28 protein-coding genes and 1 tRNA gene are annotated in these 26,990 nt (G+C 59.6%); 11 read left to right on the top strand and 18 right to left on the bottom strand.

The window, feature by feature from the left end; translation table 11 throughout:
- Positions 1 to 76: 76 nt before the first annotated feature.
- Together gabT and gabD are read right to left on the bottom strand one after the other, a co-directional pair.
- Positions 77 to 1,357, bottom strand: coding sequence for a 4-aminobutyrate--2-oxoglutarate transaminase (gabT, locus tag CX511_RS01590; protein ID WP_045181164.1), 1,281 nt, complete (start codon positions 1,355 to 1,357; stop codon positions 77 to 79).
- Between the two features lie 183 nt (positions 1,358 to 1,540).
- The gene (gene gabD / locus CX511_RS01585) at positions 1,541 to 2,983 is read right to left on the bottom strand and encodes an NADP-dependent succinate-semialdehyde dehydrogenase (protein WP_045181167.1); all 1,443 of its coding nucleotides are present in this window, start codon (positions 2,981 to 2,983) and stop codon (positions 1,541 to 1,543) included.
- A 260-nt stretch (positions 2,984 to 3,243) separates the two neighbouring features.
- On the opposite strand from gabD, the gene CX511_RS01580 reads away from it, so the two are divergent.
- From CX511_RS01580 to CX511_RS01545, 8 genes are all read left to right on the top strand, one after another.
- A tRNA-Arg gene (locus CX511_RS01580) sits at positions 3,244 to 3,320 on the top strand.
- A gap of 242 nt (positions 3,321 to 3,562) precedes the next feature.
- A complete protein-coding gene (locus tag CX511_RS01575; RefSeq protein ID WP_045181170.1) occupies positions 3,563 to 4,072 on the top strand; it encodes a hypothetical protein in 510 nt (169 codons plus the stop codon).
- An 11-nt stretch (positions 4,073 to 4,083) separates the two neighbouring features.
- Positions 4,084 to 4,614: a DUF5384 family protein gene (locus CX511_RS01570; protein ID WP_045181173.1), complete on the top strand. Its 531-nt coding sequence runs from the start codon at positions 4,084 to 4,086 to the stop codon at positions 4,612 to 4,614.
- A 56-nt stretch (positions 4,615 to 4,670) separates the two neighbouring features.
- On the top strand, positions 4,671 to 4,994 hold the full coding sequence (locus CX511_RS01565; protein ID WP_045181176.1) for a hypothetical protein: 324 nt from the start codon (positions 4,671 to 4,673) through the stop codon (positions 4,992 to 4,994).
- 259 nt (positions 4,995 to 5,253) lie between these two features.
- Positions 5,254 to 5,448 carry a hypothetical protein gene (locus tag CX511_RS01560; protein ID WP_045181179.1) on the top strand — a complete coding sequence of 65 codons (195 nt, stop codon included), beginning with the start codon at positions 5,254 to 5,256 and terminating at the stop codon, positions 5,446 to 5,448.
- Between the two features lie 57 nt (positions 5,449 to 5,505).
- On the top strand, positions 5,506 to 5,859 hold the full coding sequence (locus CX511_RS01555) for a hypothetical protein (protein ID WP_045181182.1): 354 nt from the start codon (positions 5,506 to 5,508) through the stop codon (positions 5,857 to 5,859).
- A 15-nt stretch (positions 5,860 to 5,874) separates the two neighbouring features.
- Positions 5,875 to 6,333 (top strand): DUF805 domain-containing protein, encoded by a 459-nt coding sequence (locus tag CX511_RS01550; RefSeq protein WP_082071294.1) that lies wholly within the window; start codon positions 5,875 to 5,877, stop codon positions 6,331 to 6,333.
- Between the two features lie 176 nt (positions 6,334 to 6,509).
- On the top strand, positions 6,510 to 6,950 hold the full coding sequence (locus CX511_RS01545) for a CBS domain-containing protein (protein ID WP_045181185.1): 441 nt from the start codon (positions 6,510 to 6,512) through the stop codon (positions 6,948 to 6,950).
- 16 nt (positions 6,951 to 6,966) lie between these two features.
- Here the strand turns inward: CX511_RS01545 and CX511_RS01540 are convergent, their stop codons facing one another.
- The 3 genes from CX511_RS01540 to CX511_RS01530 all read right to left on the bottom strand — a co-directional run bounded on the left by CX511_RS01540 (position 6,967) and on the right by CX511_RS01530 (position 8,438).
- Positions 6,967 to 7,605: a hypothetical protein gene (locus CX511_RS01540; RefSeq protein WP_045181188.1), complete on the bottom strand. Its 639-nt coding sequence runs from the start codon at positions 7,603 to 7,605 to the stop codon at positions 6,967 to 6,969.
- Positions 7,606 to 7,676: 71 nt separating this feature from the next.
- The gene (locus CX511_RS01535) at positions 7,677 to 7,919 is read right to left on the bottom strand and encodes a DUF2789 domain-containing protein (protein ID WP_045181191.1); all 243 of its coding nucleotides are present in this window, start codon (positions 7,917 to 7,919) and stop codon (positions 7,677 to 7,679) included.
- 60 nt (positions 7,920 to 7,979) lie between these two features.
- Positions 7,980 to 8,438 carry an aminoacyl-tRNA deacylase gene (locus CX511_RS01530; RefSeq protein ID WP_045181194.1) on the bottom strand — a complete coding sequence of 153 codons (459 nt, stop codon included), beginning with the start codon at positions 8,436 to 8,438 and terminating at the stop codon, positions 7,980 to 7,982.
- A 104-nt stretch (positions 8,439 to 8,542) separates the two neighbouring features.
- On the opposite strand from CX511_RS01530, the gene CX511_RS01525 reads away from it, so the two are divergent.
- The gene (locus CX511_RS01525; RefSeq protein WP_045181197.1) at positions 8,543 to 9,928 is read left to right on the top strand and encodes an NfeD family protein; all 1,386 of its coding nucleotides are present in this window, start codon (positions 8,543 to 8,545) and stop codon (positions 9,926 to 9,928) included.
- A gap of 2 nt (positions 9,929 to 9,930) precedes the next feature.
- The gene (locus CX511_RS01520) at positions 9,931 to 10,677 is read left to right on the top strand and encodes a slipin family protein (protein WP_101293111.1); all 747 of its coding nucleotides are present in this window, start codon (positions 9,931 to 9,933) and stop codon (positions 10,675 to 10,677) included.
- Positions 10,678 to 10,754: 77 nt separating this feature from the next.
- Here the strand turns inward: CX511_RS01520 and CX511_RS01515 are convergent, their stop codons facing one another.
- The 6 genes from CX511_RS01515 to CX511_RS01490 all read right to left on the bottom strand — a co-directional run bounded on the left by CX511_RS01515 (position 10,755) and on the right by CX511_RS01490 (position 16,685).
- Positions 10,755 to 12,155 (bottom strand): efflux transporter outer membrane subunit, encoded by a 1,401-nt coding sequence (locus CX511_RS01515; RefSeq protein WP_045181202.1) that lies wholly within the window; start codon positions 12,153 to 12,155, stop codon positions 10,755 to 10,757.
- Positions 12,152 to 13,027 carry an efflux RND transporter periplasmic adaptor subunit gene (locus tag CX511_RS01510; RefSeq protein WP_045181205.1) on the bottom strand — a complete coding sequence of 292 codons (876 nt, stop codon included), beginning with the start codon at positions 13,025 to 13,027 and terminating at the stop codon, positions 12,152 to 12,154. Before CX511_RS01510 ends, CX511_RS01515 begins: the two co-directional genes overlap by 4 nt.
- Positions 13,024 to 13,236 carry a DUF1656 domain-containing protein gene (locus tag CX511_RS01505; RefSeq protein WP_028943804.1) on the bottom strand — a complete coding sequence of 71 codons (213 nt, stop codon included), beginning with the start codon at positions 13,234 to 13,236 and terminating at the stop codon, positions 13,024 to 13,026. Before CX511_RS01505 ends, CX511_RS01510 begins: the two co-directional genes overlap by 4 nt.
- A complete protein-coding gene (locus tag CX511_RS01500) occupies positions 13,233 to 15,323 on the bottom strand; it encodes an FUSC family protein (protein WP_045181210.1) in 2,091 nt (696 codons plus the stop codon). The genes CX511_RS01505 and CX511_RS01500 overlap by 4 nt, the downstream gene beginning before the upstream one ends.
- A complete protein-coding gene (locus CX511_RS01495; protein ID WP_101293112.1) occupies positions 15,320 to 15,772 on the bottom strand; it encodes a MarR family winged helix-turn-helix transcriptional regulator in 453 nt (150 codons plus the stop codon). The genes CX511_RS01500 and CX511_RS01495 overlap by 4 nt, the downstream gene beginning before the upstream one ends.
- A gap of 94 nt (positions 15,773 to 15,866) precedes the next feature.
- Positions 15,867 to 16,685 (bottom strand): tetratricopeptide repeat protein, encoded by an 819-nt coding sequence (locus CX511_RS01490; protein ID WP_045181215.1) that lies wholly within the window; start codon positions 16,683 to 16,685, stop codon positions 15,867 to 15,869.
- A gap of 206 nt (positions 16,686 to 16,891) precedes the next feature.
- Between CX511_RS01490 and CX511_RS01485 the strand changes: the two genes are divergently transcribed.
- Entirely contained in the window at positions 16,892 to 17,902 is a 1,011-nt protein-coding gene (locus CX511_RS01485) for a helix-turn-helix transcriptional regulator (RefSeq protein WP_101293113.1), read from the top strand.
- Between the two features lie 5 nt (positions 17,903 to 17,907).
- Here CX511_RS01485 and CX511_RS01480 read toward each other — a convergent pair whose 3' ends face one another.
- From CX511_RS01480 to CX511_RS01450, 7 genes are all read right to left on the bottom strand, one after another.
- Positions 17,908 to 18,774: an ABC transporter permease gene (locus CX511_RS01480; RefSeq protein WP_045181220.1), complete on the bottom strand. Its 867-nt coding sequence runs from the start codon at positions 18,772 to 18,774 to the stop codon at positions 17,908 to 17,910.
- Between the two features lie 14 nt (positions 18,775 to 18,788).
- Positions 18,789 to 19,652 (bottom strand): ABC transporter ATP-binding protein, encoded by an 864-nt coding sequence (locus CX511_RS01475; protein ID WP_045181223.1) that lies wholly within the window; start codon positions 19,650 to 19,652, stop codon positions 18,789 to 18,791.
- Between the two features lie 5 nt (positions 19,653 to 19,657).
- On the bottom strand, positions 19,658 to 20,677 hold the full coding sequence (locus CX511_RS01470) for an ABC transporter substrate-binding protein (protein WP_045181225.1): 1,020 nt from the start codon (positions 20,675 to 20,677) through the stop codon (positions 19,658 to 19,660).
- 20 nt (positions 20,678 to 20,697) lie between these two features.
- Positions 20,698 to 21,597 carry a TauD/TfdA dioxygenase family protein gene (locus CX511_RS01465; protein WP_045181228.1) on the bottom strand — a complete coding sequence of 300 codons (900 nt, stop codon included), beginning with the start codon at positions 21,595 to 21,597 and terminating at the stop codon, positions 20,698 to 20,700.
- A gap of 265 nt (positions 21,598 to 21,862) precedes the next feature.
- Entirely contained in the window at positions 21,863 to 23,218 is a 1,356-nt protein-coding gene (locus CX511_RS01460; RefSeq protein ID WP_177409693.1) for an HlyD family type I secretion periplasmic adaptor subunit, read from the bottom strand.
- A 7-nt stretch (positions 23,219 to 23,225) separates the two neighbouring features.
- Positions 23,226 to 25,382, bottom strand: coding sequence for a type I secretion system permease/ATPase (locus tag CX511_RS01455; RefSeq protein WP_045181234.1), 2,157 nt, complete (start codon positions 25,380 to 25,382; stop codon positions 23,226 to 23,228).
- 42 nt (positions 25,383 to 25,424) lie between these two features.
- Positions 25,425 to 26,762 (bottom strand): TolC family outer membrane protein, encoded by a 1,338-nt coding sequence (locus CX511_RS01450; RefSeq protein WP_045181236.1) that lies wholly within the window; start codon positions 26,760 to 26,762, stop codon positions 25,425 to 25,427.
- Between the last annotated feature and the right edge of the window lie 228 nt (positions 26,763 to 26,990).

Below are 26,990 nucleotides of genomic sequence, written 5' to 3'. Positions count from 1 at the left end.
CTACCTTAGCCCGCTTGCCTTCCTTTGGCCGAAAAAAAACCCGCCGAAGCGGGTTTTTCTTCTAGTGCGTCACAGTTTACGCGAGTTCTGCGAAGCACTCTTCGATGATCGCCAGACCTTTGTCCAGTTGCTCATCAGGGGAGGTCAGCGGAACCAGGATACGCAGGACGTTGCCGTAGGTACCGCACGACAGCAGGATCAGACCCTTGTCACGCGCCTTGGCAACAACCGAGGCTACTGCGGCAGCGTTCGGGGTGTGCGAACCGGCTTTGTCGAAGACTTCAACAGCAATCATCGAACCCAGGGCACGCACGTCACCGATGATCGGGTGCTTGTCTTGGATCTTGCGCAGGCCAGCAACCAGACGCTCGCCAACAGCCTGGCTGCGTTCCAGCAGTTTTTCTTCTTCGAATACTTCCATCACGGCCAGGGCCGCGGCGCAAGCGATCGGGCTACCGGCGTAGGTGCCGCCCAGGCCGCCTGGAGCGATAGCGTCCATGTATTCCGCCTTGCCGCAAACACCGGCCAGTGGGAAACCACCGGCGATGGATTTGGCGAAGGTGGTCAGGTCTGGAGCAACGCCCATTTGTTCCATGGCGAAGAAGGTGCCGGTACGGCCAGCGCCAGTCTGCACTTCGTCAGCGATCAGCAGGATGCCGTGCTGGTCGCACAGGGCGCGCAGACGCTTCATGAACTCTTTAGGTGCGACGTAGAAACCACCTTCGCCCTGAACAGGCTCGAGGATGATTGCGGCGATGTCGCGCGCTTCGGCGTCGTTCTTGAAAATGCGCTCGATCGAAGCGATCGAGTCATCAATGCTGACACCATGCAGTTCGTTCGGGTACAACGCACGGAAGATGCCGCCTGGCATCAGGCCCATGCCGGCCGAGTAAGGTACGACTTTACCGGTCAGGCCCAGGGTCATCATGGTACGACCGTGGTAAGCACCGGTGAAGGCGATCACGCCAGCACGGCCAGTGGCGGCGCGAGCGATCTTGATGGCGTTTTCAACGGCTTCGGAACCGGTGGTGACCAGCAGGGTTTTCTTGGCGAAGTCGCCTGGAACCTTGGCGTTGATCTTTTCGCACACTTCAACGTAAGGCTCGTAAGCCAGTACCTGGAAGCACGTGTGGGTCAGTTTGTGCAGTTGGGCTTCAACGGCAGCGATGATCTTCGGGTGCACGTGACCGGTGTTCAGTACCGCGATACCGCCGGCGAAGTCGATGAACTCGCGGCCTTCGACGTCAGTAACGGTAGCGTTTTTAGCCGAGTCAGCGAAGATCGGGTGGATCTGGCCAACACCGCGTGGAACAGCGGCAACACGACGTTGCATCAAAGATTCGTTGGTCTTGCTCATAGTGTCCTCAATTCGCCACACATAAGATGGCGCGATTCAAGTCAGAGTGGCCGGTATTCAACTGCGGGCAGCATGCGTTGATCGACTGCTGCAGGGGCCCAGGCCACTGGATGTACGGTGTAAAAAGGCCAGCGGGACGTCGCTCTCGCGCCCCGCTGGCAGAGGTAAAGCCTTACGCTGCGATCAGACGCTGATGCACAGGTATTTGATTTCCAGGTAGTCTTCGATGCCGTACTTGGAACCTTCGCGGCCCAGGCCAGAGGCCTTGATACCGCCGAACGGCGCGACTTCGTTGGAGATCAGACCGGTGTTGATACCGACCATGCCGTACTCCAGCGCTTCGGCAACACGGAACACACGGCTCATGTCACGGGCATAGAAGTACGAGGCCAGACCAAACTCGGTATCGTTGGACATGGCAATGACTTCTGCCTCGTCCTTGAAACGGAACAGTGGAGCCAGTGGGCCAAAGGTTTCTTCCTTGGCCACGGCAGCATTCTTCGGCACGTTGACCAGTACGGTCGGTTCGAAGAAGTTGCCTTCGATCAGCTTGCCGCCGGTCAGGATCTGAGCGCCTTTGCCAACGGCGTCAGCGATGTGCTCCTGGACCTTGGCTACTGCTTTCTCGTCGATCAGCGGACCGGTGGTGGTGCCGTCTTCCAGGCCGTTACCGATTTTCAGCTTGGCCACAGCGGCCTTGAGCTTCTCGGCGAAGGCATCGTAGACGCCGTCCTGAACGTAGATACGGTTGGCGCAGACGCAGGTCTGGCCGTTGTTGCGGTACTTGGAGATGATCGCGCCTTCGACGGCCTTATCCAGGTCAGCGTCGTCGAACACGATGAACGGTGCGTTACCGCCCAGCTCCAGGGAAACCTTTTTGATGTCCTTGGCGCATTCAGCCATCAGCTGGCGACCGATTTCGGTCGAGCCGGTGAAGGACAGCTTGCGAACGATCGGGTTGCCGGTCAGCTCGCTACCGATGTCGCCAGCGCTGCCGGTGACCACGCTCAGTACACCAGCCGGGATACCGGCACGGTGTGCCAGCTCAACCAGGGCCAGCGCCGAGTACGGGGTTTGCGAAGCAGGCTTGAGCACCATGGTGCAACCAGCGGCCAGAGCCGGGCCGGCTTTACGGGTGATCATCGCGGCCGGGAAGTTCCACGGCGTAATCGCGGCGGTCACACCGATTGGCTGCTTGATCACGATCAGGCGCTTGTCTGGCTGGTGGCCAGGAATGGTGTCACCGTAAACGCGCTTGGCTTCTTCAGCGAACCACTCAATAAAGGAAGCGGCGTAGGCGATCTCGCCCTTGGCTTCAGCCAGCGGCTTGCCTTGTTCGGTGGTCATCAGGCGCGCCAGGTCGTCCTGGTGTTCGATCATCAATTCGAACCAACGACGCAGCTTGCCCGCACGTTCTTTGGCGGTCAGCGCACGCCAGGCCGGCAGCGCCTTGTCGGCGGCCTCAATGGCGCGGCGGGTTTCGGCAGCGCCCATCTTCGGCACAGTGCCGATGATCTCGCCGGTGGCCGGGTTATTGACCTTGATGGTCTGACCGTTGTCCGCGTCCAACCACACGCCGTCGATGAAGGCTTGCTGGCGGAACAACTGGGCATCTTTAAGCTGCATGTCGGCTTCCTTAAAGGCACCGTGCAGGCACGGAGCGAATTATTGATTGTAGAAAAAGGAGAGCGTTTGAAATCTCAAACGAATCCTAGGAGCAACGAGGAAAAAGGACAATAGGGTGTTCGAAAAAAAGAACAAAATGCGCTATACGGCGGACTTTTTCAGATCAACGTCACTTATAGACTGCCATGTGTGCAAAATCGAACACAGCCATACTGACGATGGACGCCGACAGTCTAGATGGGTATCATGGCGCCCGCGCTGCACTCGTAGCTCAGCTGGATAGAGTACTGCCCTCCGAAGGCAGGGGTCGTGGGTTCGAATCCCGCCGAGTGCGCCATCTTCTTTCTGTTTGCTCGCAAAGAGCCGGCGTTTCACGCCATCTTCCGCTTACCTGCCTTTCAATAGGCCCTCGCCTGCTCCCGCAGACGCCCGAGTCCTTATTACCAACCGCTCTAACTAAATCCCCTATAAGTCCTGCTGGCTTTACCTGGCTTAAGCTATCCGCTTACAATGATGGCAATATGCCCACCATCAATGGATTGCGGCGAAGGTTACCCACACCCTCCAGGGAATTTAGGAATGAAAATGCTGAAACACTGTCTGGCTTTGACCGTTGTCGCTTCTCTCGTTGGCTGCCAGGCGACTGGCGAGCAGTATGAATCCGATGTGTTTGACGCCAGCCAGGTGAACACTCAGCAAGAAGCCAAGACCGTGAAGATCCTCACCGTCTCGCCGACCAAGATCAAAGTCAGCAACGAGAAGAACAAAAATGCCGCGATGATGGTTGGCGGTGTTCTCGGTGCACTGGGTGGCGCAGCTCTGGGTGCTGGCAAAAACACTGACACCGCTATTGTCGGCGGTGTTGCCGGTGGTGGTGCGGGCGCTCTCGCCGGCTCCATGGTCAACGACACCACCCTGGTTCCAGGCGTGCTGATCGGTTACTCCGAAAGCGGCAAGATCTACACCTCCGCTCAGGTAGGTCGCCCTTGCAACTTCGAAGTCGGTGGCATCTCCTTGATGGTCATGACCATGAGCAACGAGACGCGCATTCAGCCGAATGCTACCTGCCCAGAACCTAAAAAGAGCTGAGGCAAGCGGACATGAAGCATATTGTTCTGGGCACCGCCCTCGCACTGTCTGCCATGACCGCCACAGCAGGCCAGTTTGATCAGCTTTACCAGATCGAACAGCAGACCAAACAGACTGAAGCCAACCTGGAAGCCGAACGCCTACGCCAGGCCGCCGCCGCCCAGCAGCGCGCCGAATCTCGCGAAGCTGCTGCCCGTCAGCAGCGCGCTGCCTCGCAGCGTGCTGCCGCGCAAGCCGCCGCCGAACGGCAGCAGGCGCAAGCCACCGAGCAGAAACGCGTTCGCACCCGTGAAGAAGGCTTCGAAGACGAGCTGCGCGCACTGGAGCTGGAAGAGCGTCGCCTGCAACTGCAAGCGAAAAAAGCTCAGGTTGCACGGGCCAACGACTACATCGATGCCGAGCTGCGCGACAGCGCTGCGCGCACCGACGTGATCCAGTCCAACGCCGACTCCGCACGCAACGTGACCTCGGGCACCAAGTCCTTGCTCGAAGACGCGGGCAAGGCCGAGGTCAATCGCTCCAACAGCCTGTTCGGCAAGTAATCATCACAGGCCTGCCCCGGCGTTTTGCCGGGGTCGACCTTTGCGGAGACAACATCATGCTGCGTCTGTTTATGCTGGTAGCGGCTGGTCTGCTGCTGAGCGGCTGCTTCAAGGAAGAAGCCGAGTTTCCTACCGTCGACCTGCATGGCCGTCTGGTGGTGAACCAGGAAATGACCGCCTCGCGTCAGGCTCAGGGCATCCAGGGCGAATACTTCAAACGTGTGCTGAGCGTTAACGGTCAGGACATGGACTTTGGCGATTTCGTCAAACAGTACTGCCCAGACAGCAACACCCGTAATGAAACCTGCATCAAGGCCTTCCGTATCAAGAAGATCGATGATGTAAGCGGTGCGACCCGGTTCTTGCCCAACGGGCTTTGAACATAAGTTGTAGTGCCGAAGGCTCCGGTGAAAACCTGGGCCTTTTTTGTTGGCCGCACCACCACTTGCTGTAGCCGCTGCCGAGGCACGAGACTGCGATTGACTGCTGGGAGCACGGGCACCTCGGTGGGCCTGACGAATCGCGGTGGCCAGGTTTTGCGGCCGCTTCACCCCCGATCGCAGCCTCACAGCTGTGGCTACAAGGAGCCAGTCAAGACCGCTGGCACAAGTGTCAGATTTTGTTTCGAGATGCCGGAAAATGCTGGCTGATAACACCGGCTACAAAGCCTTTGATGACATCGACTCAGCCAGCAAGAATTTTCTCTGGTCGACCCTGCATTCGGCGGAAATGGCCAAAGGGCTGGTGGAGACACTGATCAATGGCGTCGCCGCCTTTGAATACCCCCTCACGCGCGAAGTGCCATTATTTTGCCGTCAAAGAATTACTTGGTAAACTATCCAGCTGACTTCAACTGCACATGCACAGCAGGAACTATCAAAAGGATTTGTCATGGCAATGGTGTTTTGCCGCGGTTGCGCCAAGCAGATACATGAAACGGCGCCTTCCTGCCCACAATGTGGTGCGCTCCAGCATCTGCAGGCCGCCACACAGCCTGCCAATCCGCCCTCCCCGTGGATGGGTATTGTCTCCCTGACACTCGGGATTCTCTGCACACTTTCCCTGTTTGATAGCGCTGACTGGGACGGTGATACGGTGCTCGGATTAAGCCTGTTTGCAATCATCAGCCTGGTCTTGGGTAGCATCAGCATCTTGCAGCAAAAGCCTGGAAGCAACATGGGCATTGCCGGTGTTGTCATGTCAGGTATTTCGCTGTTTGTGTTTATAGGGTTTTCAGTTAATTAACGTGAGGGATAACAAATGAGTATGGTTTTTTGCCGTGGCTGCGCCAAGGAAATCCACCAAAGCGCCATGGCCTGCCCGCAGTGTGGGGCACCTCAAGGCGTTGCGCCGGCTGCCGCTGTTGCAACCGCTGCGCCTGAAGCCACAGGTAACTGGTATTTTGCCGTACTGAAGAAGTACGCTGTGTTCGCCGGTCGTGCGCGCCGCAAAGAATACTGGATGTTCTTCCTGATCAACTGCCTGATTGCCTTTGGCATTGGTGTAGCCGAAGGCCTGGCAGGTACTAATGGCCTGTTCTCGAACGTGTACTCCCTGGCATTGCTTATCCCTGGTATCGCCGTCGGCGTCCGCCGTATGCACGATACCGATCGCAGCGGCTGGTGGCTGCTGCTGCCCATCGTCAACATCGTGTTCCTGTGCCAGGACAGCACCCCAGGTGCTAACCGCTTCGGCCCGAACCCGAAGGGAATCGCTTGATCAAACATTGATCGAGTTCTGACAAAGCGGCCATTGTTGGCCGCTTTTTCGTTTATGGGCCAGTTCATGACGTTTTTCAATCGCCTCGATGCCGCTTTCTCCCTTGCCCTGCGGCGATCTGTACACGATTCTTTAGGTATCTGCCGTCATCAACTCCCAGCATCGCAGAGGCCTTTATGAAAACCGTGGCACAGCTACTGAAAACCAAAGCCCAGCAGCACCATCAGGTACATACCATTGGCCCCGGCCAGATGGTCCTCGATGCCCTGCGGCTGATGGCCGAGAAGAACGTCGGTGCCTTGCCGGTGGTCGAAGGTGGCCAAGTAGTGGGAATCGTCAGTGAGCGTGACTATGCGCGCAAGATGGTGCTCAAGGGCCGTTCATCAGTGGGCACCCCGGTCAGCGCGATCATGAGCGCGCCGGTGATCACTGTGGATCCGCACCAGAACATCGAGTACTGCATGAACATGATGACCAACAGCCACCTGCGGCACCTGCCGGTAGTGGAGAACGGTGAGCTGTTGGGCCTGTTGTCGATCGGTGACCTGGTCAAAGAGGCCATCGCAGAACAGGCCAACATGATCCTGCAGCTGGAGCAGTACATTCGCGGCGATTGAACCACCGCGAACACTCTCAGCGGTATTCGCCCTCCAGCTCATCGAGCTGGTGGTCGAAGCTGCGCAGACGCGCCGACCAAGTGTAGACCAGCACTTCCAGATCCCGATTGAGCACTGCGCCCCCTCGCCCGCTACTTTGCTGCGAATCGCACAGGTCCAGTTGATAGCGCTCGCGGGCCATGGCGGTGGCCACGGTAGAGAGCTCACGGGCGTTATCCAGCCAGTGCCGGCGCAGGTCATGGGTTTCCTTGTCCAGCTCCCGACATTGGCGTTTGAGGGCCTCCAGGCTTTGCTCAAGTGGCGTGCCTTCAAGCTCCCCCATAACTTCCTGAAAGGTGCGCCCCGGCTGCCAGTAGCTGCCCCAGAAATAACGGTCGAACACAGTTTCGACTCGACGCAAGGCAACCTTGGTGTTCCAGATCGCCACCAGAGTGCGCCCCTGGGCCAACTGGCGTTTGCTGACCCTTAGTTGCTGCCAGGCGATCCAGGCCAGCGCCGTCAGCGCCAATGCCCCGATCACGCCACCGGCGGCATAGAGAAACACCAGGGCCTGGTTGAGTTGATAGGTCTCCTTGACTCCATAGAAATAACCGACGGTCAGCAAACTCAAAGCAGTCACGGCACACCAAAAACCAACGGCATAGGGCTCTTTCATTGGCGCTGTCCCCTGTTGTTTTTTTCTGAGCATAGCAACGCCGAACGCCGGTATCAGGTGCCGCTCGGCGTTTATTTTTTCGGGTTACGCAAGGCTTCGTTGAGCTGGTCGAACGGCACCGCCCAGTCGGAGTCTTCAGTGACACTCTCTTGGAGAAAAGCCTTTTGAGACGGCGTCCAAAAGGGTGCGTCGACCAGTTTTATATCGCCCTTTAGTGGCGAATGACTGGTAAGGAATTGATCGATGCCGACTGGATCGTCGGGCAGACCCAGCTGTTTGAACAAATCTGAAAACTTATGGGTAGGTGCTTCCATGGGTCACTCCTTTAGGCCAGGCCGGTCGTCCACGACGCCAGCCTGGCAGTGGGTTGATCATCAGCAAACCTCACGCACTTCAGCGTTAGGCACCAGTTTCAGGTACTGCGTCATGTTCATGTGGATCAGGTGATCGTGATCGCCGGCTTCGACATAGATATCGCCCTGACGGGTCAGGGTCGGGTCAACCAGCATCTTGATCGAATAGGCATCGCCCATGGCCGGGATAGCACCGCGTTCGCAGTCACCAAACAGGTGTGGCAGGTTGCTTTCAGAGGTCATATGCCATTGCCCGGTAGCTTGTACCTTGCTCATGTCCAAGTGACGGTTGGCCGGCAATACAGCCATCAGGTAGTTGCCGTGGCGGTCGTCGAGCATGACTGACTTGGCTACCCGCTCAGCGGGTACTCCGGCCATGCGCGCCGACTCAAGGCTGGTGGATGAGTGCGCGTGAGGAACGATGTCGTAGTCGCAGCCGGCCTTGTCCAGGCACTGCTGCAGGGTTTTTGCCATACGCATGGTGCACCTCCGTATAGAGCTAGCCCCCACTTGTGAAGTTTAGGCCGTGCTGCCCGAGGCAGCCGACTAAACTTATTGGACACATACAAGACGGGTGAATTCAGGTGATCGCTCGTTGGTTTCGGCACCTGCTGGTAATGCTCTGGCTCGGCGCAATTTCGAGCGGCCAGGCTGCGCCCGGCCAGCCAGTGCTGGTACTGAGTATCAACGACGCCATTGGTCCGGCCAGTGCCGATTATCTGATTCGTGGTTTGGAGCACGCCAAAGCCGAGCATGCACAGTTGGTGGTGATCCGCCTCGACACTCCTGGCGGACTGGACAGCTCGATGCGCGAGATTATCAAAGCAATTCTCGCCAGCCCCGTGCCAGTGGCCAGTTACGTCGCCCCCAGTGGCGCCCGGGCGGCCAGTGCCGGCACCTACATCCTCTACGCCAGCCATGTCGCAGCCATGGCCCCCGGCACCAATCTCGGCGCTGCCACGCCGGTGCAGATTGGCGGTTTACCCGGCCCTCCCAAGGACCCAGCGGCGCCACCGGCAGCGCCGACTGGCGACAAGCAATCACCGCAGATCGAACAAGACACCATGACCCGCAAGCAGGTCAACGATGCGGCGGCCTACATTCGCGGCTTGGCTCAGTTGCGCGGGCGCAACGCCGACTGGGCCGAGCAGGCGGTGCGCGAAGCCGTCAGCCTGCCCGCCAGCGATGCCCTGCGCCTGAAGGTGATCGACCAGGTTGCCAATGACCTGCCTGACCTGTTGCGACAGCTCGACGGCAAAACCGTCGACGTCGCTGGACAACCGCTGCAACTGAACACGGCTGGCGCGGCGGTGATCGAGCGCCAACCCGACTGGCGCACCCGTTTGCTGGCAGTCATCACCAACCCCAGTGTCGCTCTGATCCTGATCATGATCGGTGTCTACGGTCTGATGTTCGAGTTCATGAGCCCAGGTTCCGGGGTGGGTGGGGTGATCGGCGGTATCTGCCTGTTGTTGGCCCTGTATGCCCTGCAGTTGTTGCCAGTGAGCTATGCCGGTATCGGGCTGATCTTGCTTGGCGTGGCATTCATGATCGCTGAGGCGTTTATGCCCAGCTTTGGCGTGGTTGGCTTCGGCGGCATCGTCGCCTTTGTGGTCGGCGCGGTGATTCTAATGGACACCGACGTGCCCGGTTTTGGCATCCCGCTGGCGCTGATCCTGTTCCTGGCGCTGGTCTCGGCATTGTTACTAGGCGGTGTGCTGGGCATGGCCATAAAAGCACGCAGGCGCGCGCTGGTCAGCGGTGACGCCGGGCTGGTCGGTAGCCTGGCGACGGTAATGGCAGTCAATGACAGCGACCCCTATATCGGTTCGGTGCAGGCGCAGGGTGAACAGTGGCAGGCGCAGTGCCAGACGCCGCTGCAGGTAGGTCAACGCGTCCGGGTGATCTCACGCAAGGGCGTACTTCTGGACGTCAGTGCCGCGGCAGACGCTGTGGTGCAAGGAGATTGAGCATGTTCTTCGAACTGGGTTTTGGTGCGCTGGTGGCGCTGACCGCAGTGCTGTTGCTGTCAGCGTTTCGCATCCTGCGCGAGTACGAGCGGGGCGTGGTGTTCCAACTTGGGCGTTTCTGGCGGGTCAAGGGGCCCGGTCTGGTGTTGTTGATTCCAGGTGTCCAGCAAATGGTTCGGGTCGACCTGCGCACCATCGTGCTCGATGTACCACCACAGGATGTGATCACCCGCGACAACGTTTCGGTCAAGGTCAATGCGGTGCTGTACTTTCGTGTGCTTGATCCACAGAAGGCGATCATTCAGGTCGAAGACTTTCTCATGGCCACCAGCCAGTTGGCGCAGACAACCCTACGCGCGGTGCTCGGCAAGCATGAGCTGGACGAATTACTGGCTGAACGCGAACGCCTGAATCTGGATATCCGCGAAGTGCTTGATGCACAAACGGACGCCTGGGGCATCAAGGTGGCCAATGTCGAGATCAAGCATGTCGACCTCAACGAGTCGATGATCCGCGCCATTGCCCGCCAGGCGGAGGCCGAACGCGAACGGCGAGCCAAGGTGATTCACGCCGAAGGTGAATTGCAGGCCTCGGAGAAACTGATGCAGGCGGCAGAGATGCTCGGGCGCCAGCCGGGGGCCATGCAACTGCGGTACATGCAGACCCTGGGCAGTATTGCCGGGGACAAGTCGTCGACCATTGTCTTTCCGTTGCCGATCGAGATGCTCAAGGGGTTTGTGGACAAGTGAAACTGCAGCGGCGGCCTATCGCCGGCAAGCCCGGCTCCCACAGGGTTTCGATGCAGGCCGCAGCTGTGAGGCTGACGTTACCAGCCGCCACCCAACGCCAGGAACAAGCCGATCTGCCCCATCGCCACCTGCGTGTTGGCCATCGCCAGTTGCGCGCGCATGTCGGTATAGGTCCGCGTCGCCTGCAGATCCGCCAGGAATGACTCACGCCCAGCCTGATAGAAGCGATGGGTCTGGTCAGCGGCCAACTGCGCCGACTTCTCCGCCTCCGCCAAGGCATCACGGCGCTCAAGCAATGCACTGTACTGCGCCAGGCTGGTCTGGGTTTCGCGGATGGCATTGAGCACCACCCCATCAAAATGCGCCAGCGCCGCCTGAGTTGTAGCTTCGGCCTGGCGAATACGTGCACGCGAGCCGTTGGTCGGCACCGTCCAGGTCAGCAGCGGGCCAAAGCCCCAACGGTTGGTCGCTGGCTCGCCGAGGTTTTCCAGGATACCAATGGTGCCGACCTGGGCACCGATGCTGATGTCTGGATACAGTTGACCGGTGGCCACACCGATGGTCGCCGTTGCCGCCGCCAGACTTCGCTCAGCCTGACGTACGTCCGGACGCCGCTTGAGCAGCGCGGCGCCATCCCCCACCGGTAGCACTTGCGCGATGTGCGGTAGTTCAGCGCAGTCGGCGGTACCGGCTGGCAGCTGTGCCACGGGTTTGGCCAGTAACATCGACAGGGTATACAAGCCCGCCTCACGTGCAGCCTGGTAGCGCGGCAGCTCGGCGCGCAGTGACTTGAATTGGGTCTGCGAACGGGTGACCTGAGTTTCGTCACCACGCCCAGCGTCGCGTAGGCGCTGGGTCAAGGTCACGCTCTGCTCTTGCAGGTCCAGGGACTCACGGGCGATGTGGTACTCCTCGTTAGCAGCACACACCTGAGTGTAGGCGCGCACAACATCGGCGACCACGGTGATTCGTGCGGTATCGGCAGCGGCTTGGGTAGCATCGGCATTGGCCTGAGCAGCTTCGACACCACGCTTGAGGGTGCCCCACAAGTCGAACTGGTAGGACGCGCTGATGATCGCTTCACCAATGTTCGCCACCGGCACCTTCTCCGGCAGCAGGAACGCTTCGCCGGACTCCTGCAAGCGCTGGGCCCCGAGTTTCACGCCGCCATTGAGCCCACCCTGGGCTTCAGCCTGCTCAACCTGGGCACGGGCACGGGCGATATTGGCAGCAGCGACACGCAGTTCGGTGTTGGCCGCAAGGGCCTGGCTGACCAGGGTGTTGAGGCGCTGGTCGTGATACAGGTGCCACCAGTTCTGCGGCACCGGCGCCGACACTACGCTATTGGCATCCTGACGCAGCTGACCCTGTAGGTCGGCACGCTGGATCGCGCCGTCCTTGGGCAATTGGTAATCCGGGCCGACCATCTGGCAGGCCGACAGCAACAGGCTCAGGCCAAGCAGAGACAGGCGTTTCATTGATCTTTACCGTCGATAATCGACACGGTCGCGGTACGTCCGGCAATCATGCGAAAGTCCGCTGGCACTTCATCGAACGCGATCCGCACCGGAATCCGCTGAGCCAGGCGCACCCAACTGAACGCCGGATTGACGTTAGGCAGCAGGTTGGCACCGCTGCTGCGGTCACGGTCTTCAATACCGGCAGCGAAGCTCTGTACATGCCCACGCAAACGGGCGTTGTCGCCCATTACGCGGATATCCACCGCCTGACCGATATGAATGCCAGACAGCTTGGTTTCTTCGAAGTAACCATCAACGTGGTAGGAGCTGCTGTCGACCACCGAGAGCACGGCTTTGCCAGCACTGACAAATTCATGGGGGCGCGGCGCGCGGTCGTTCAGGTAGCCATCGACCGGGCTGCGCACCACTGAACGGTCCAGATTCAACTGCGCAGCGTCCACCGCGACCTGTGCCTCGGCCAGCGCCGACTGCGCTCGGGCCTCGCGGGACTGGCTCTCTTCCAGTTGCTCCTGCGCCACCAGATTGCCCAGACCACGGTTACGGCGGGCTTCTCGGCTGGTCTGGGCCAGGGTTTCCTTGCGTTCGGCCAAGGTCGCCTGAGCATGGCGCAGGGCTAGCTTGAAGCGGTCTTGGTCGATGGTGAACAGCACGTCGCCGCGCTTGACCACCTGGTTGTCACGCACTTCAACCTTCTGGATCAGGCCGGACACGTCAGGGGCAATCTGGATCACGTCGGCGCGGATGTGCCCGTCGCGAGTCCAGGGAGCGAACATGTAGTACATGACCATCTGCCAGACCAGTACGGTCGCCAGCGTCACTACCAGCAGGGTCAGGACCACGCGGCCCAGCGTCAACAAGGGTTTTTTCATGGCAGCATCAGGTTTCGGCAAAAGTGGTCGACCGTGCCGAGCAGCACGGCGTAGAGAGCAACGTTGAACAACGCCCGGTGCCAGACCAGGCGATAGAAATGCACACGGGTGAGCACGGCATGCACCCCGAGAAACAGCAGGTAGGTGAGGACCATCATCACCAGCAGCGTGGGCAGGAACACCCCGCTGATATCCAATTCACCGATCACAGTGGGGCTCCATCGATGCCATAGGGCAGTTGTGGCGGCTCATCAGACGGCTCCAGCACCACCTCAACCCCAGGCAGCAGGGCCAGGCGCAGGCCGCTCAACGCGTGCAGCAATTGCAGCCGGGTTTCGGCGTTGTCGGCCAGGTCTTCAAGATTCAGGGCACGGCGGGCGCGCTCCATGTTCTGCAGCAAAGCCGGCGGCGCATGCAGACGCTGACGGGCGTCCAGACAGGCCTGAAAGTGCTCGCCGACTTCTTCAACCACCCGCTCCAGTGATGCCCGTGTCTGCGCGCCAACCCGTGGCATATAAGCGAGCAGATCAAGCAGGTTCAGGCCCGCACGCAGATCGCGCAGGGCGGTGCCGGTATCCTGGCCGGTCTGGATCAAGCGCGGCAGAAGTTGCATCAGGCGGTCGAGCATTTGCACGCCAAGGCGCCGGTGTTCGGCCAACGTTGCCGGGCGGGTCATGCCGACGATGTCGCGCCAGCTGAAGCGGGTCAGACGCTTGGCCGCCAGTTCGACACCGAATGGGCGCATCACCAGGGTCCAGATGAAGGCAAACAACAACCCTACAGGACCTGCCAGGTTGGAGTTGATGAAGGTCAGGAAGTTGGCGTCGTAGGCGCCCTGGATGCTGATGAACGAAGCGGTGTTGACGATGGTCAGCAGGGTGCCGAGGTAAAACTGAGGCTGTACCGTGAGCGTGCCCACACAGATGAACGGCACGGCAAAAGCCAACACCAGCATCGGGAAGTCATGAAGGTTCGGTAGCACCAGGAACAGGTACAAGCTGGCAAACACCACCGATACTGCGGTCCAGAAGAAGAACCGGTATATCTGCGGGGCCGGGTCGTCCATGGCGGCGAAGAAGCTGCAAGCCACAGCGGCAAGAATCACCGCACTGCCGCCATCGTTCCAGCCCGAGAGGATCCACAACGTGGTGGCGGCGATGATCGCCGTGACGGTGGAAAACACGGAGTAGAGCATCAGACCACGGTCGAAGAACGGCGTCAGCCGCCCCAGGCGCCAGTGCCGATACACCGCACGCCATGGCGACTGGTCATCGTTGCGAATGGCATGTTGCAGGCTGCAACAGTCTTGCCACAGATCGACCCATTCGGCCAGACGGTAGAGGGCATTGGATAGCAACAGCGAAGCGCGTTCATCGAGTGCCACGACGCTCGGCTGCAGGTGTTCGAGCTGCGCCTTCAAGGTCGACCAACGGCCCGGTGCAGCGTCGCTGGCGGTGCTTTTTAGCCAGTCACGCGCCTGCTCCAACAGCGGTTGCAGCTGTTCTGCCTCTGCCGGAGCGCGGGCCTCCAGGGCCAACAGCGCATCGTCGAGGGCGTCGACCACCGGCAACAGATGAATCATCCGCCCGCGCAATTCGCGGGCATTTTTGACCGTCTGCGGCCGCGCGCCTTCGTGGGACAACTGGCCAATCATCAGCTCCAGCGAGTTGAAGGTAGTCACCATTGAAGCGCGCAAGGCGCCAACGGTATCGGCCGACGTCTGGCGAGCCAGGAACGTATCACTGTAGCGGATTGCCTCGTTGAACCAGTTACCGGTAGCACCGACCAGCACCGGGGTCAGCCGACGCGGCCAGAAGATCGCACCGACCACTGCGGCACAGACAATACCCAGGCAGATTTCCTGGGCCCGCGAGGAAGCGATGTCGAACACCCGTAGCGGGTCGTCGACCACCGGCAGGGCAATCATTGGCAAGGTATAACCAGCCAGCATCAAGGCATAGCTGTTGGCGGTACGCAGGTGCAGCGACAGGAACAACAAGGTGCCGGTCCACAAGGCAATGGCCACTGTCAGCAGCAAGGGTGTCTGCACCAGCAATGGCACCAGGAACACCGCTCCAGCGGCGCCCAGCAGCGTACCCATAGCACGGTACAGCGCTTTGGAGCTGGTCGGCCCAACGAATGGGCTGGAGACGATATAAACAGTGGCCATGGCCCAGTAAGGCCTAGGCAACTGCATGAGCAAGGCGATGTACAACGCGATCATCGACGCGGCGAAGGTGCGCACGCCGTAGAACCAGTCACGGGCAGGCGGCAAAGTGCTGAAGAAGCCCTTCATGAAGGCACGCCCGGCGTGCGCTGTGCGGCAGTCTCGAAGGCGCGCAATACGCGCAGGGTCGCCAGCAGATCAGCTTCGTCAATACCTTGCAGGATCTCTTGGCGCAGGCGTACCAGCTCGCCCTCGATGGCTTCAGCCACCTCCCGACCACGAGGGGTCAGGCTCAAGGCCTTGGCACGGCGGTCCACCGGGTCTTCCGTCCGGCAAACGAGCCCTGAACTGCACAACTGGTCGAGCAGGCGCACCAGCGATGGGCTTTCAAGCCCTGCAGCCTGGGCAACCGCCACTTGGTGCACACCGTCGCCCAAGCGCACGATAGTCAGCAGCGGCATGGCGCAGGCCTCGGAAATACCATAGCCGGCCAGCGTCGTCTGACAGATCCGGCGCCATAGCCGACTGGCCACCACCATGCCGGTGCTGATGTTCAGGTGCAGCGCTTCGAGAGTCATGGGGGACGGGCCGTTGTCATATTCATAGTTTGCTAACTATCTATATTCTTCGATCCACGCCCCCGCCGTCAAGCGCGGCTGACGGGCGCCACCTTCACGGCTGTATTTGATCCTCCAGCTTCATAGTCAGCGCCAGCGAGCTTCCCATGACGATGGCCTGGTCCCGCCAGAACAGGTAGCGCAAGGCATTCTGGGAAATGCTGAAGTGCACCGCCAGCTCTTCAGCCGCCTGCATCACCCCGGCGACGGCCGCCAGCTCCAACCAATACACGCCCGCTTTGTGGTCAGCCGCTACGCTCTGTCCGTGTAGCAACCGGTAACCGACTTCGAACCGGCAGCGCGCCTCGCCCCTCTGGGCACCGCGCAAGAACCAGCGGTAGGCCTGTTGCAGGTCGACCACCCACTGCTGCTCGTCGCTGTCGCAGATCTCTTCCTCGTAGAGATCGCCCAACGCCGCGGCAGCTTGCTCCAGGCCGCGCTCAAACGCTTGCTGGTAGTACTCGGCCGCGGAGGCATAGGCAACATCCACCCCTTTGCCGAAATAGTACTGTTGACCCAGGTTGAACCAGGCCGGAGCACTGCCTTGCAACGCCGCCATACGCAGCAAGTGGCCGGCCAGCGTCGGATCGGCACGCCAGTATTTACCATTGAGCCAGATCCAGCCCAGGTCGTTGAGCGCCGCAACATTCCCGTCCAGGGCCTGATCGCGCAGATCGTTGTACAGCGCCTGCAGGTCCGTGGCCTCTTCCAGACGGCTGATCAGGATGAAGCTTTCGCCCAGGGCCGCACGCTGGCTGGGCATCCCCACACCGTTGTACAGCCGCTCCCGCTGACCACAACGGCCAGGTGCCGGAATGATGCGCTCAGGTAACAGGCGCTCGAGCAGTGGGTAGATGTTGCTGGCAGCTGACATGTTCATCCTCATTGAACAACCCCCCGAACCGATGGCGGGTGTGATGAGGCGTGATTCTGCGCAGAGCCACGACAAAACCTGTCGCGAACGATTCGGTTGAGGCAAATCAACTGCTTCATCCTTGATTTGATAGATAAATGGCCAATTGCCATATCTTTCCACTAGGACCATGCTACAACCGCAAGACTAGACAAGGACGCCACCTTTTGCCCTCCGCCACGACCCGCGCCACCCTCAGCCGTCAATGGGAGTTGCTGCGCCAATTGCCCAGCCGCTCGCCAGGCATCACCAGCGCCGAGCTGGTGGGGCGCCTGCAAGACGCCGGCTTTTCCATCAGTAAACGCAGCATCGAACGCGACTTGAACGAGCTGTCACTGATTTTTCCGCTGGAACGCAATGACAAGAGCATTCCCTATGGCTGGCACTGGGCGACCAATGCCTGCGTTGAATTGCGCGGCATCAGTATCAATGAGGCGCTGAGCCTGGCATTGGTCGAGGAAGCCGTTCGACCGTTGTTGCCCAGCAGCATGCTCAAGGTGCTCGATGCGCGTTTCAGTCATGCCCGGCAAAAGCTTGAACACCTGTCCAGCGCCAACAAGGCAGCACGTTGGCTGGATAAAGTCGCCAGCGTCCGAGCGGACATGAACATGCAGGCCCCGGAAGTCCCGGATACGATTCTGGAGACCCTGCAGCATGCCCTGCTTGAGGAGTACCAACTGCGCTGCCAGTATTACTCGGCGCACAACGACAAGATCAGTGAGATGACCCTCAATCCACTGGCGCTGATCCAGCGTGGCCAGATCAGCTATCTGATCGCTACTGCTGCGCCTTACAGCGACATTCGTCAGTTTGCGGTGCATCGCTTTCGTCACCTGCGCGTGCTCGACAGTGCCACCGAGGGCTTGCACGACTTTGACCTGCAGGCTTACCTACGCAGCGATGCCCTGCAGTTTGGCGATACCGACAAGATCGAACTGCAGGCCTGGATAAGCGACAACCTGGCACGCCTGGTGCGGGAGACGCCGCTGTCGGCGGACATGCAACTGACCCCGCTGGAACAAGGCCATTGCTTGCGGGCGACGGTAAGCAACAGTTGGCAGTTGCGCTGGTGGTTACTGAGTCAGGGAGATGGCTTGATCGTCGAACAGCCCTTGGTCCTGCGCCAGCAGATTGCCGAAACCCTGAGCAATGCGGCAGCGCAATACCAGACGATCTGAGTCCATCAGCGTTGCATGCCCCAGCGGCGCACGGTGATGCGCTCCAGATTGTTGAACACTAAGCTTTCCACCAGCAGGCCGATCAGAATTACCACGGCAAGCCCGGCGAAGACTTTGTCGGTGTACAGCTCGTTACGGTTCTGGAAGATGTACCAACCCAGTCCGCCTTTGCCACTGGTGGCGCCGAACACCAGTTCGGCGGCAATCAGGGTGCGCCAAGCGAAGGCCCAACCGATCTTCAGGCCCGAGAGAATCGACGGCAGCGCGGCCGGGATCAGAATGTGCAGCACCAGCCGAAGACCGCGCAAGCCGTAGTTGCGCCCGGCCATGCGCAAGGTTTCGCAGACGCCGAGGAATCCGGCATAGGTGTTCAGGGCCAAGGCCCAGAGCACCGAATGCACTAGAACGAAAATCAGACTGTTGTCGCCCAGGCCAAACCAGAGCAGGGCCAGCGGCAGCAAGGCAATGGCTGGTAACGGGTTAAACATCGAGGTCAATGTACTGAGCAGGTCGCGGCCGAATTGGGTCGAGACAGCCAGGCTGGTCAAACCAAACGCCAGCACGATACCCAGCAGATAGCCCTTGAGCAGCACCACCAGGGAGACACCGACCTTAGCCGGCAGCTCGCCGCTAAACAGGCCGTCATACAAGGCCGCTGCCGTTTGCAGGAAACTGGGCAACAGCAAGTCGTTGCCCTGATAACGGGCAATGGCTTCCCACGCCGTGGCCAGCAACAGCAGAATCAGTCCCTTGCGCAACCAAGCCTGTTGCCACAAGCGCTGGCCCAAGGGCAGTTCGCGCTCAATCGGAACACTGATCAGCGGTTCGAGGACAACTTCGTATTCCTGACGCGGCGTAACAGATGTAAGCATGAGAAAGCTCCCGGTCAGTAGGCGATACGGATGTCGGCAAAACCCCATGCCGGGTCGTGCTCGGCTGGAGCGTCATCGTTGAACAGCAAGCGATGGATACGTAGCGCCGAGGCCTGAAAGTCACTGGCGCCAAGGCTCTGCAGGTCGTACTGATGGCTATGGATTTCGGCACGCACCCGCCCTGGATGAGGTGACAGCAGGAGAATGCGATTACCCACCACCAGCGCTTCTTCGATCGAGTGGGTGACAAACAGCAAGGTGAAACGCACCTCTTCCCATAGCAGCAGCAATTCTTCCTGCATCTTGCGCCGGGTCAGCGCATCGAGCGCGGCGAAGGGTTCGTCCATCAGCAGGATTTTCGGCTGCATGGCCAACGCACGGGCGATGGCGACCCGAGCTTTCATGCCGCCCGACAAGGTATGTGGATAAGCATCGGCAAAGCCGCTCAGGCCGACTTTCTCCAAATATTGAAAGGCACGTGCTTCGGCCTCCTTGCGCTTGAGCGTGCCCGACGCCAGCAATGGGAACATGACGTTTTGTTTGACGGTTTTCCACGGTGGCAGTTGGTCGAACTCCTGGAACACTACGATCCGATCCGGCCCCGGGCCATGTACCGCCTGGCCCTGCAAGCGGATCTGCCCCTCCCGCGGCTCGATAAAGCCGGCGACCGCCTTGAGCAAGGTGGACTTACCGCAACCGGAGGGGCCAAGCAGGACAAAGCGATCCGCTTTGTCCACTTCGAAACTGACCTGGTGAGTGGCCCGCACCACGCTCTGCGCAGTGCGGTATTCCAGACTAACGTTATCCACCTGCAGTAGCGGCGGCGTAGCGACGCGGCTCAACTTGCTGACCGTGTGGCCTTGCAATGGGGTGTTCATCCGATTCAGCTCCCTTGCAGCGGCTTCTCATCCTGGAAGAAGTAGTCTTTCCAGGATTCTGGTTTGTGTTTGATCGCGCCCACGCGGTAGAGGAACTCAGCCAGCGGGTAGGTATTTTTCGGCGTTACACTGAACTCGTACTGCGGGTTGTCGATGATCTTGAGCAGTGCTTCACGGTCGATCTTGGCCTTGGTCACACGGATATACGTGTCGGCTGCGGCGGCCTTGTCGTTCTGGGCGAAGTCTGCGGCCTCAGCCAGGGCGTCAACGAAGGCCTTGTAGGTCTTGGGGTTGTCCTTGCGGAATTTCTCGGTGGCGAACAACACGGTTGGCGAGTTAGGCCCGAGCAGGTCGTAGGTATTGAGCACCACATGCACGTCCTTGTTGGCCAATACCTGGTCCTGGAACGGTGGGTTGGAGAAGTGCGCGTTCAGCTCGGTGCCACCTGCCAGCAAGGCGGCGGTAGCGTCTGGGTGCGGAACCGCCAGTGTGTACTTGTCGAGACGATTGAACGCCTCGTCGCCCCACTGTTTGGCGGCAGCGTACTGAAGGAAGCGCGACTGCACCGATACGCCCACCGCTGGCAGCGCAATACGGTCCTTCTCGCTAAAGTCGGCGATGGTCTTGACCTTGGGATTGCTGCTGACCAGGTAGTACGGGAAGTTGCCCAACGAAGCCACGGCCTTAACGTTCTGGCGCCCCTGAGTGCGGTCCCAGATCGTCAGCAATGGGCCGACCCCCGCGCCAGCAATGTCCACGGAACCGGACAACAGCGCATCGTTGATTGCCGCGCCGCCGGACAGCTGCGTCCAGTCGACCTTGATCTCGATGCCCTGCTCTTTACCGTACTTCTCGATCAGGTTTTGATCGCGCACAACGTTGAGCAGCAGATAGACAATGCCGAACTGTTCGGCAATGCGAATTTCACCTTCGGCCTGAGCTGTTGCAGGGGCTACCAGACTGCCGGCGAGCAGACTGGCGCCTAGACCGATACTGGCCGCCAAGCGGCTGATTGACTTGCGCATGCTGTACTCCTGGAAACGTGTCAGAACGGGGCATCGCCCTGGATGGTCGTGCGGTACAGCTTGCGGCGCAGGTGCGCGGGGCAGCCGGCCGCCAGGTGGATCAACGAGCGGTTGTCCCAGAACACCAGATCCCGGGGCTGCCACTGGTGGCGATAGATGTTCTGTTCCAACACGCTATGGGCATAGAGCTCGGCGAGGATCTGCCGGCTTTCATCTTCGGGCAGGCCAACGATGCGGGTGGTAAAGCCTTCACTGACGAACAAGGCCTTGCGACCGCTCTGCGGGTGGGTCCGCACCACGGGGTGAATCACTTCCTGCACCTGGGCCAGTTGCTCAGCAGTCAGCGCAGGACGCCAGTTGCCTTCGAATTTGGTTTCGCTGTACCGCGCGGTGTAGGAGTGAGCCGCGCGACGGTCTTGCACAGCATTGCGCAGAGCGTCAGGCAGTCGGTCCCAGGCTGTGTGCATGTCCGCGAACAGAGTGTCGCCGCCTTCGCTTGGCAGCTCCTGGGCATGCAGCATCGAACCCAGGCTCGGCAGCTCCTTGTATGACAGGTCCGAATGCCAGAACTTGCCAGCATCGCCCAGACCGATGTTCTGGCCGTTTTCGACGATATTGGAGACGATCAGGATTTCCGGGTGACCGGCCAGCAGAAACTGTTTGAGCACATGGATCTGCAGCACACCGAAGCGGCGGCTGAAGGCAATCTGTTGTTCAGGGGTTATGTGTTGGTCGCGAAAGACTAGGACATGATGGTCGAGATGGGCGCGATGAATGTGGGCGAAATCCTCGGCATTGACTGCACGGGACAAGTCCAGCCCGATGATTTCGGCGCCGACGACACCAGAGAAAGGACGAATTTCAAAGCGTTGTTGTTGTGCGCTGTCGACAAGCGACAAAACGCTAGAGGCCGCTGACATGATTCACTCCCACGCAAAGCGCGCCCAAAGGTGCGCGCATCGATCAGAAACTCACGGGGATTCCGTGTTGGTTCGGTCGTGCGGCGCGCCGATTGGTCGGCAGGTACGCAGGGGATTAACTATAAAGTCATAAGAGATATATTTTAAATATCTTTATTGAATAAGCATATCATCGCAGGCAATCCCATCGGCAACGCTGTGGGAGCGGCTTCATCCGCTCCCACAAAAAGCCTGCGATCCTTCGTGCAGGCTTGCCCCGATGCTGTTAACGCTCGCGCAAGGCCTCTGCCCGGGCGCGGATGATCGGCTTGAGCAAGTAGCTCAGCACACTCTTCTTGCCGGTAATGATGTCTACCGAAGCCACCATCCCTGGAATGATCAACAACGGATTCTCGTCGGTGCCCAGGTGGCTGCGCTCGGTACGCAGTTTGATCACGTAGAAGGTGTTCTTCTCTTCATCGGTAATGGTGTCTGCACCGATCTGCTCGAGCTTGGCTTTCAGACCACCATAGATAGTGAAGTCATAGGCGGTGAACTTGACCATGGCTTCCTGGCCAGGATGCAGGAAGGCGATGTCTTGCGGGCGAATTCGCGCTTCGACTAACAGGGTGTCGTCCAACGGTACGATTTCGACCAGGTCGCTACCCGGCTGGATTACACCACCGACGGTGTTGACCAACAGTTGCTTGACGATACCGCGCACCGGTGAGGTCACCAGGGTTCGGTTAACTCGATCATCCAGCGCTTTACCGGTGGCCTGGGCTTTGCTCAGGTCGGTACGCGCTTCATTGAGCTGCATGAGGGCATCGCTGCGGAATTTGCCGCGGGTCTCATCGATTTTGCGCTCGACTTCCTTGATCGCCGATTCGGCGCGCGGAATGGCCAGCGAAGTGGCGTCCAGTTGGCCGCGGTTTTCCACTTCGGCGCGCTTGAGGCGCAGCACTTCTACCTGGGAGATCGCCCCCTGAGCCACCAGTGGCTCGGACATGCTGATCTCCTGGCGCAGCAACTGCAGGCTGTTGCGGTACTGCCCTTGCTTGGAGCTGAATTCACGCAACTCCTGCTGACGCTGCACCAACTGCTCCTGCAAGCCGCCGATCTCGTCCTGTAACTGCTGACGGCGGCTCTGGTACAGAGCCTCTTCGTTGGACGCCTGGCTTGGCGCCGCCTTGCGGATTTCCTCGTCGATCTTCAACGGCCGGTCATCGACTTCGGCACTCAAGCGCTCCACACGCAGGGCCATGGCCAAGCGATCGGCTTCAGTCTCACCTACGTTAGAAACAAAACGGGTATCGTCCAGACGCAACAGGGGCGCGCCCGCTTCAACGATCTGGCCTTCTTTGGCATAGATCTCGGCGACGATACCGCCTTCCAGGTTCTGGATCTTCTGCAGCTTGGACGACGGAATGGCCTTACCTTCGCCGCGGGTGACTTCGTCGATGATCGCAAAGTTGGCCCACAAGCCCATGAACAGAAAGAAGGCGAGTACCCCCCAGATGGTCAGGCGCACGATGCGTGGCGCATCTTCGATCAGCGCTTTGTTCACCTCAGGCAGGGGCTGACCGCTGAGCGACTCCGAGCCTTTGAAGTATTTGCGCAGGCTTTCCTTGAACTGACCCATATCCAACTTATGCAACACTGATCTGCCCCTTCTTCAGCGCATCCATAACGGCGGCTTTCGGGCCATCCGCAACAATCTGCCCACGGTCAACGACAATCAGTCGGTCGACCAGTGACAACAACGATGCACGGTGGGTGACCAGCACCACAGTCTTGCTTTCAATAACCGCCTGCAGGCGTTGCTTGAGACGTTCTTCACCCGTGTTGTCCATGGCGCTGGTGGGTTCGTCGAGCAGCAGAATTTGCGGATTGAGCAGCAGCGCCCGGCCCAGAGCAACGTTTTGACGCTGGCCACCGGAGAGGTTCTGACCGCGTTCACCGACCTGCAACTCATACCCCTGCGGATGCAGGCGGGCAAACTCATGGACCCCTGACAGTTCGGCGGCCTGCAGGACCATTTCGTCCTCGACATAACGCGCGCCGCTGACCAGGTTGTCGCGCAATGTGCCGGCCATCAACTGGATATCCTGAGGTACGTAACCGATGTTGTGGCGCAGCTCGCTGACGTCGACCTGGCGGATATCCACGCCATCGACCAACAGCGAACCACCGTCGGCTTCGTAAAGACCAACAATCAGCTTGGCCAGCGAGCTCTTGCCCGAGCCGCTACGGCCGATGATGCCGATTTTCTCACCTGGACGAATGGTCAGGCTGACACCTTTGAGTGCCAGGTTCTGCTGGTTCGGATAGGTGAAATCAACGCCGCGGAACTCGATGGCGCCCTGCAGCACCTGACGGCTCAGCGGACGCTCTTCGAAGTTGCGCTCTTGCGGCAGCTCCATCATCTGGTCGGTCGAGACCATAGTGACCTTGGCCTGCTGATAACGGGTCAGCAAACCGGACAACTGCGCCAGCGGTCCAAGGGCACGGCCACTGAGCATGTAACAGGCGATCAGGCCGCCCATGCTGAGGTTGCCGGCAATGATCTGGTAGACACCGGCACATATCAGCGCCACACCGGCCAGTTGCTGGATCAGCAGGGTGACGTTCATCGCCATGCCCGAGAGCACTTTGACCCGCAGCTCCAGACGGCTGAGGGTGCCGATGGTCTGCTCCCACATGTACTGGCGTTCGCTCTCGGCGTTGTTGACCTTGACCGCGTCAAGGCTGGCCAGGGTTTCGATCAGGCTCGACTGGCGCTCGGAGGCCAAAGCCATGGTCCGCTCCAGCGTCGCCACCAGGGGCTTCTGCAGGGCATAGCCGATACCCAATGCCAGCGGAAAGGCAACGATCGGAATCCATACCAGGTGGCCGCCAATGATGGCGATCACCAGCAGGATCAGCAGGGTGAACGGCAGGTCGATCAGGCTGGTCAGGGTCAATGACGCGAGGAAGTCGCGAAGCCCTTGGAATTCATGGATGTTCTGGGCAAAGCTGCCGACCCGCGCCGGGCGATACTTCATCGCCATGCCGACGATGCGCTCGAACAAGGTGGCAGAGATGATCAGGTCGGTCTTTTTCCCAGCAAGGTCAAGGCACAGACTGCGCAAGCCCTTGAGGATCAGGTCGAAGATGTACGCACCGGCGATACCGATCGCCAGCACCCACAAGGTCGCGGTCGCCTGGTTGGGGACAACGCGATCGTAGACGTTCATCACGAACAGCGGCGCGGCCAGGGCGATTAGGTTGATCACCAGGCTGGCGGCGATGGCATCGATGTACAGCCAGCGACTGCGCTTGAGGGTGTCACGGAACCAGGAGCGCGCACGCGGAATCAAGTTGCCGTGATTGACGTCGAACTTGTGCTGCGGCTGGGCGAAGAATACCCGCCCACTGTAGTCGCTCTGCAGTGCTTCGCGACTGACATGCACCTCGCCGCCGTCGCTCTCGCTGAGCAACAGCCGCGCAGTGTCATCATTTTCCCAACCGAGCAGCACCGTGCTGCGACCATCCTTGAGCAGCAGCATGGCCGGCATGGCGATAGCCGGAATCTGCTCAAGCTTGCGCTGCAACAAACGCCCCTGCAAGCCAGCACGGGCTGCTGCACGTGGCAGCAGTTCTGGGCTCAGGCGCTGGGCCGGCAGCGGCAGGCCGGTGGTCAGCATCGCCCGGCTGGCGGGCTTCTGGTGCAGCACACAGAGGGACAGCAGGCTGTCCAGCAACGGGTCGTCGTGCTGACTGCGTGGATCATGGCTGAGTTGGACTCGACTGACTTCTGATTCCACGCGGCTTCTCTTGATAATTGCGGTTGGTGATTAAGCTGAGCCTCAGTTCATCCCTGGCAGGCTCACTTGGGGTTTCATATCGTTCTGCACAACGGATGCCATCGGTGCCACAACACCCTGGCTCTTGAGCAACTGGCCAATGGTCGCCTTGATTCGATACTGAGTAAACACTTGGATGTTCTTCACTTCGGTCAGACGACGCTGGGCGGTGAAGAGTTCGTTCTCACTATCGAGCAAGTCGAGCAAAGTCCGCTCGCCCAAGCTGAATTGCTTCTGGTAAGCGGAGCGCACGTTGTTGCTGTAGTCGACATATTGCTGGGCAATAGGCAATTGCGCGTTGGCGTTGTCCAGAGCATTCCATGCCAGGCCTAATTCCTCATTGAGCTGGCGCAAGGCATTGTTACGAATGTCTAGCGCCTGGTTGGTCAGGTACGACTTGGATTCCAAGTCGGCCTTGTTGCTACCACCGGCATACAGGTTAAAGCTCATACGAAGCATAGCCTGCCATTCGTTATTGTGGCCGTTCATGCCATCAATATCGTTATCGGCCGTCCGTCCGAGTTCTGCATCGAAACGTGGATAGAACGTAGACTTCGCCGCCTCATACTGCTTTTCCGCCGCCGCAATATCAGACTCCGCCGAACGCAGGATCGGGCTGCTTTCGATCATTTGTTGACGGGCTTCATCGAGGTTGGCCGGCAACAAATCGATGAACGGAGCAGGCGGGCTCAACTCATCAGGCATTTGGCCAACCACGCTCAAGTAGTTGGTCTTGGCGTCGGCCAGATTGGTTTGCTCGGTGATCAGGTTGTTACGCGCCTGGGCCAAGCGGGCTTCGGCTTGGTCAAGGTCAGCTAGACGCCCAACGCCGCGGGAGGTACGCAGCTTGATCTGATCGTAAATACGCTCGTGGCTGCGCAGGTTGTCTTCAGCCAGACGCACCATTTCGCGGCGGGTGAGGACGTCCAGGTATACCTGGGCTACGGTCAGTGCGGTGCGCTCGGAGGAGCCCAGCAACGAGTAAGCGCGAGCGTTAACGGTGGCTTGTTGACGCCCTACTTCGCTGGACGTGGCAAAACCGTCAAAAACCATTTGCCGCAGGCGCAGGCTGGATTCACCCCGGTTGAGGGTCTCCCAACGGTTGCCAGTGCTCGGACTGTCGGTCCCTTCGCGGCCATAACCTGCCAGCACATCGACCCGCGGCAAATAGCCGCCCTTGGCGGCACGCAGTTGGTAGTCAGCAGCAATACGGCTGTTGACCCCGGCCTGGATCTCAGGATGGACCTCAAGGGCTTTCTGCATGGCCTCTGGCAGGCTTTGTGCTTGAACGAAACTGGCAGCGAGGGCGAAAGGAAGAGCAGTGAACAGTGACGCGCGCATTTAACTTTTTTCCCAGGGACCTCTTGTCCCAAATCACAGCAAAAATCGTTGCTGCATTCGAAAATGGCAACCGGTTGACCTTATGTCGGAAAACATCCGAAGGGGTACTGGAACGTACGCAGGAAGGGTGGAAGCCGCTCAAATATCAATGTGACATTACGGCGGTGATTGTTTAGGATGACAAGCATAAGGTCAATACTTTGGCATAAAACTAATAGCCAATAGTTA

This window comes from Pseudomonas sp. S06B 330 (assembly GCF_002845275.2).
GTDB lineage: Bacteria > Pseudomonadota > Gammaproteobacteria > Pseudomonadales > Pseudomonadaceae > Aquipseudomonas.
The sequence above is the reverse complement of the archived record's forward strand: the minus strand, read 5'-3'. Positions and strand labels throughout refer to the sequence as shown.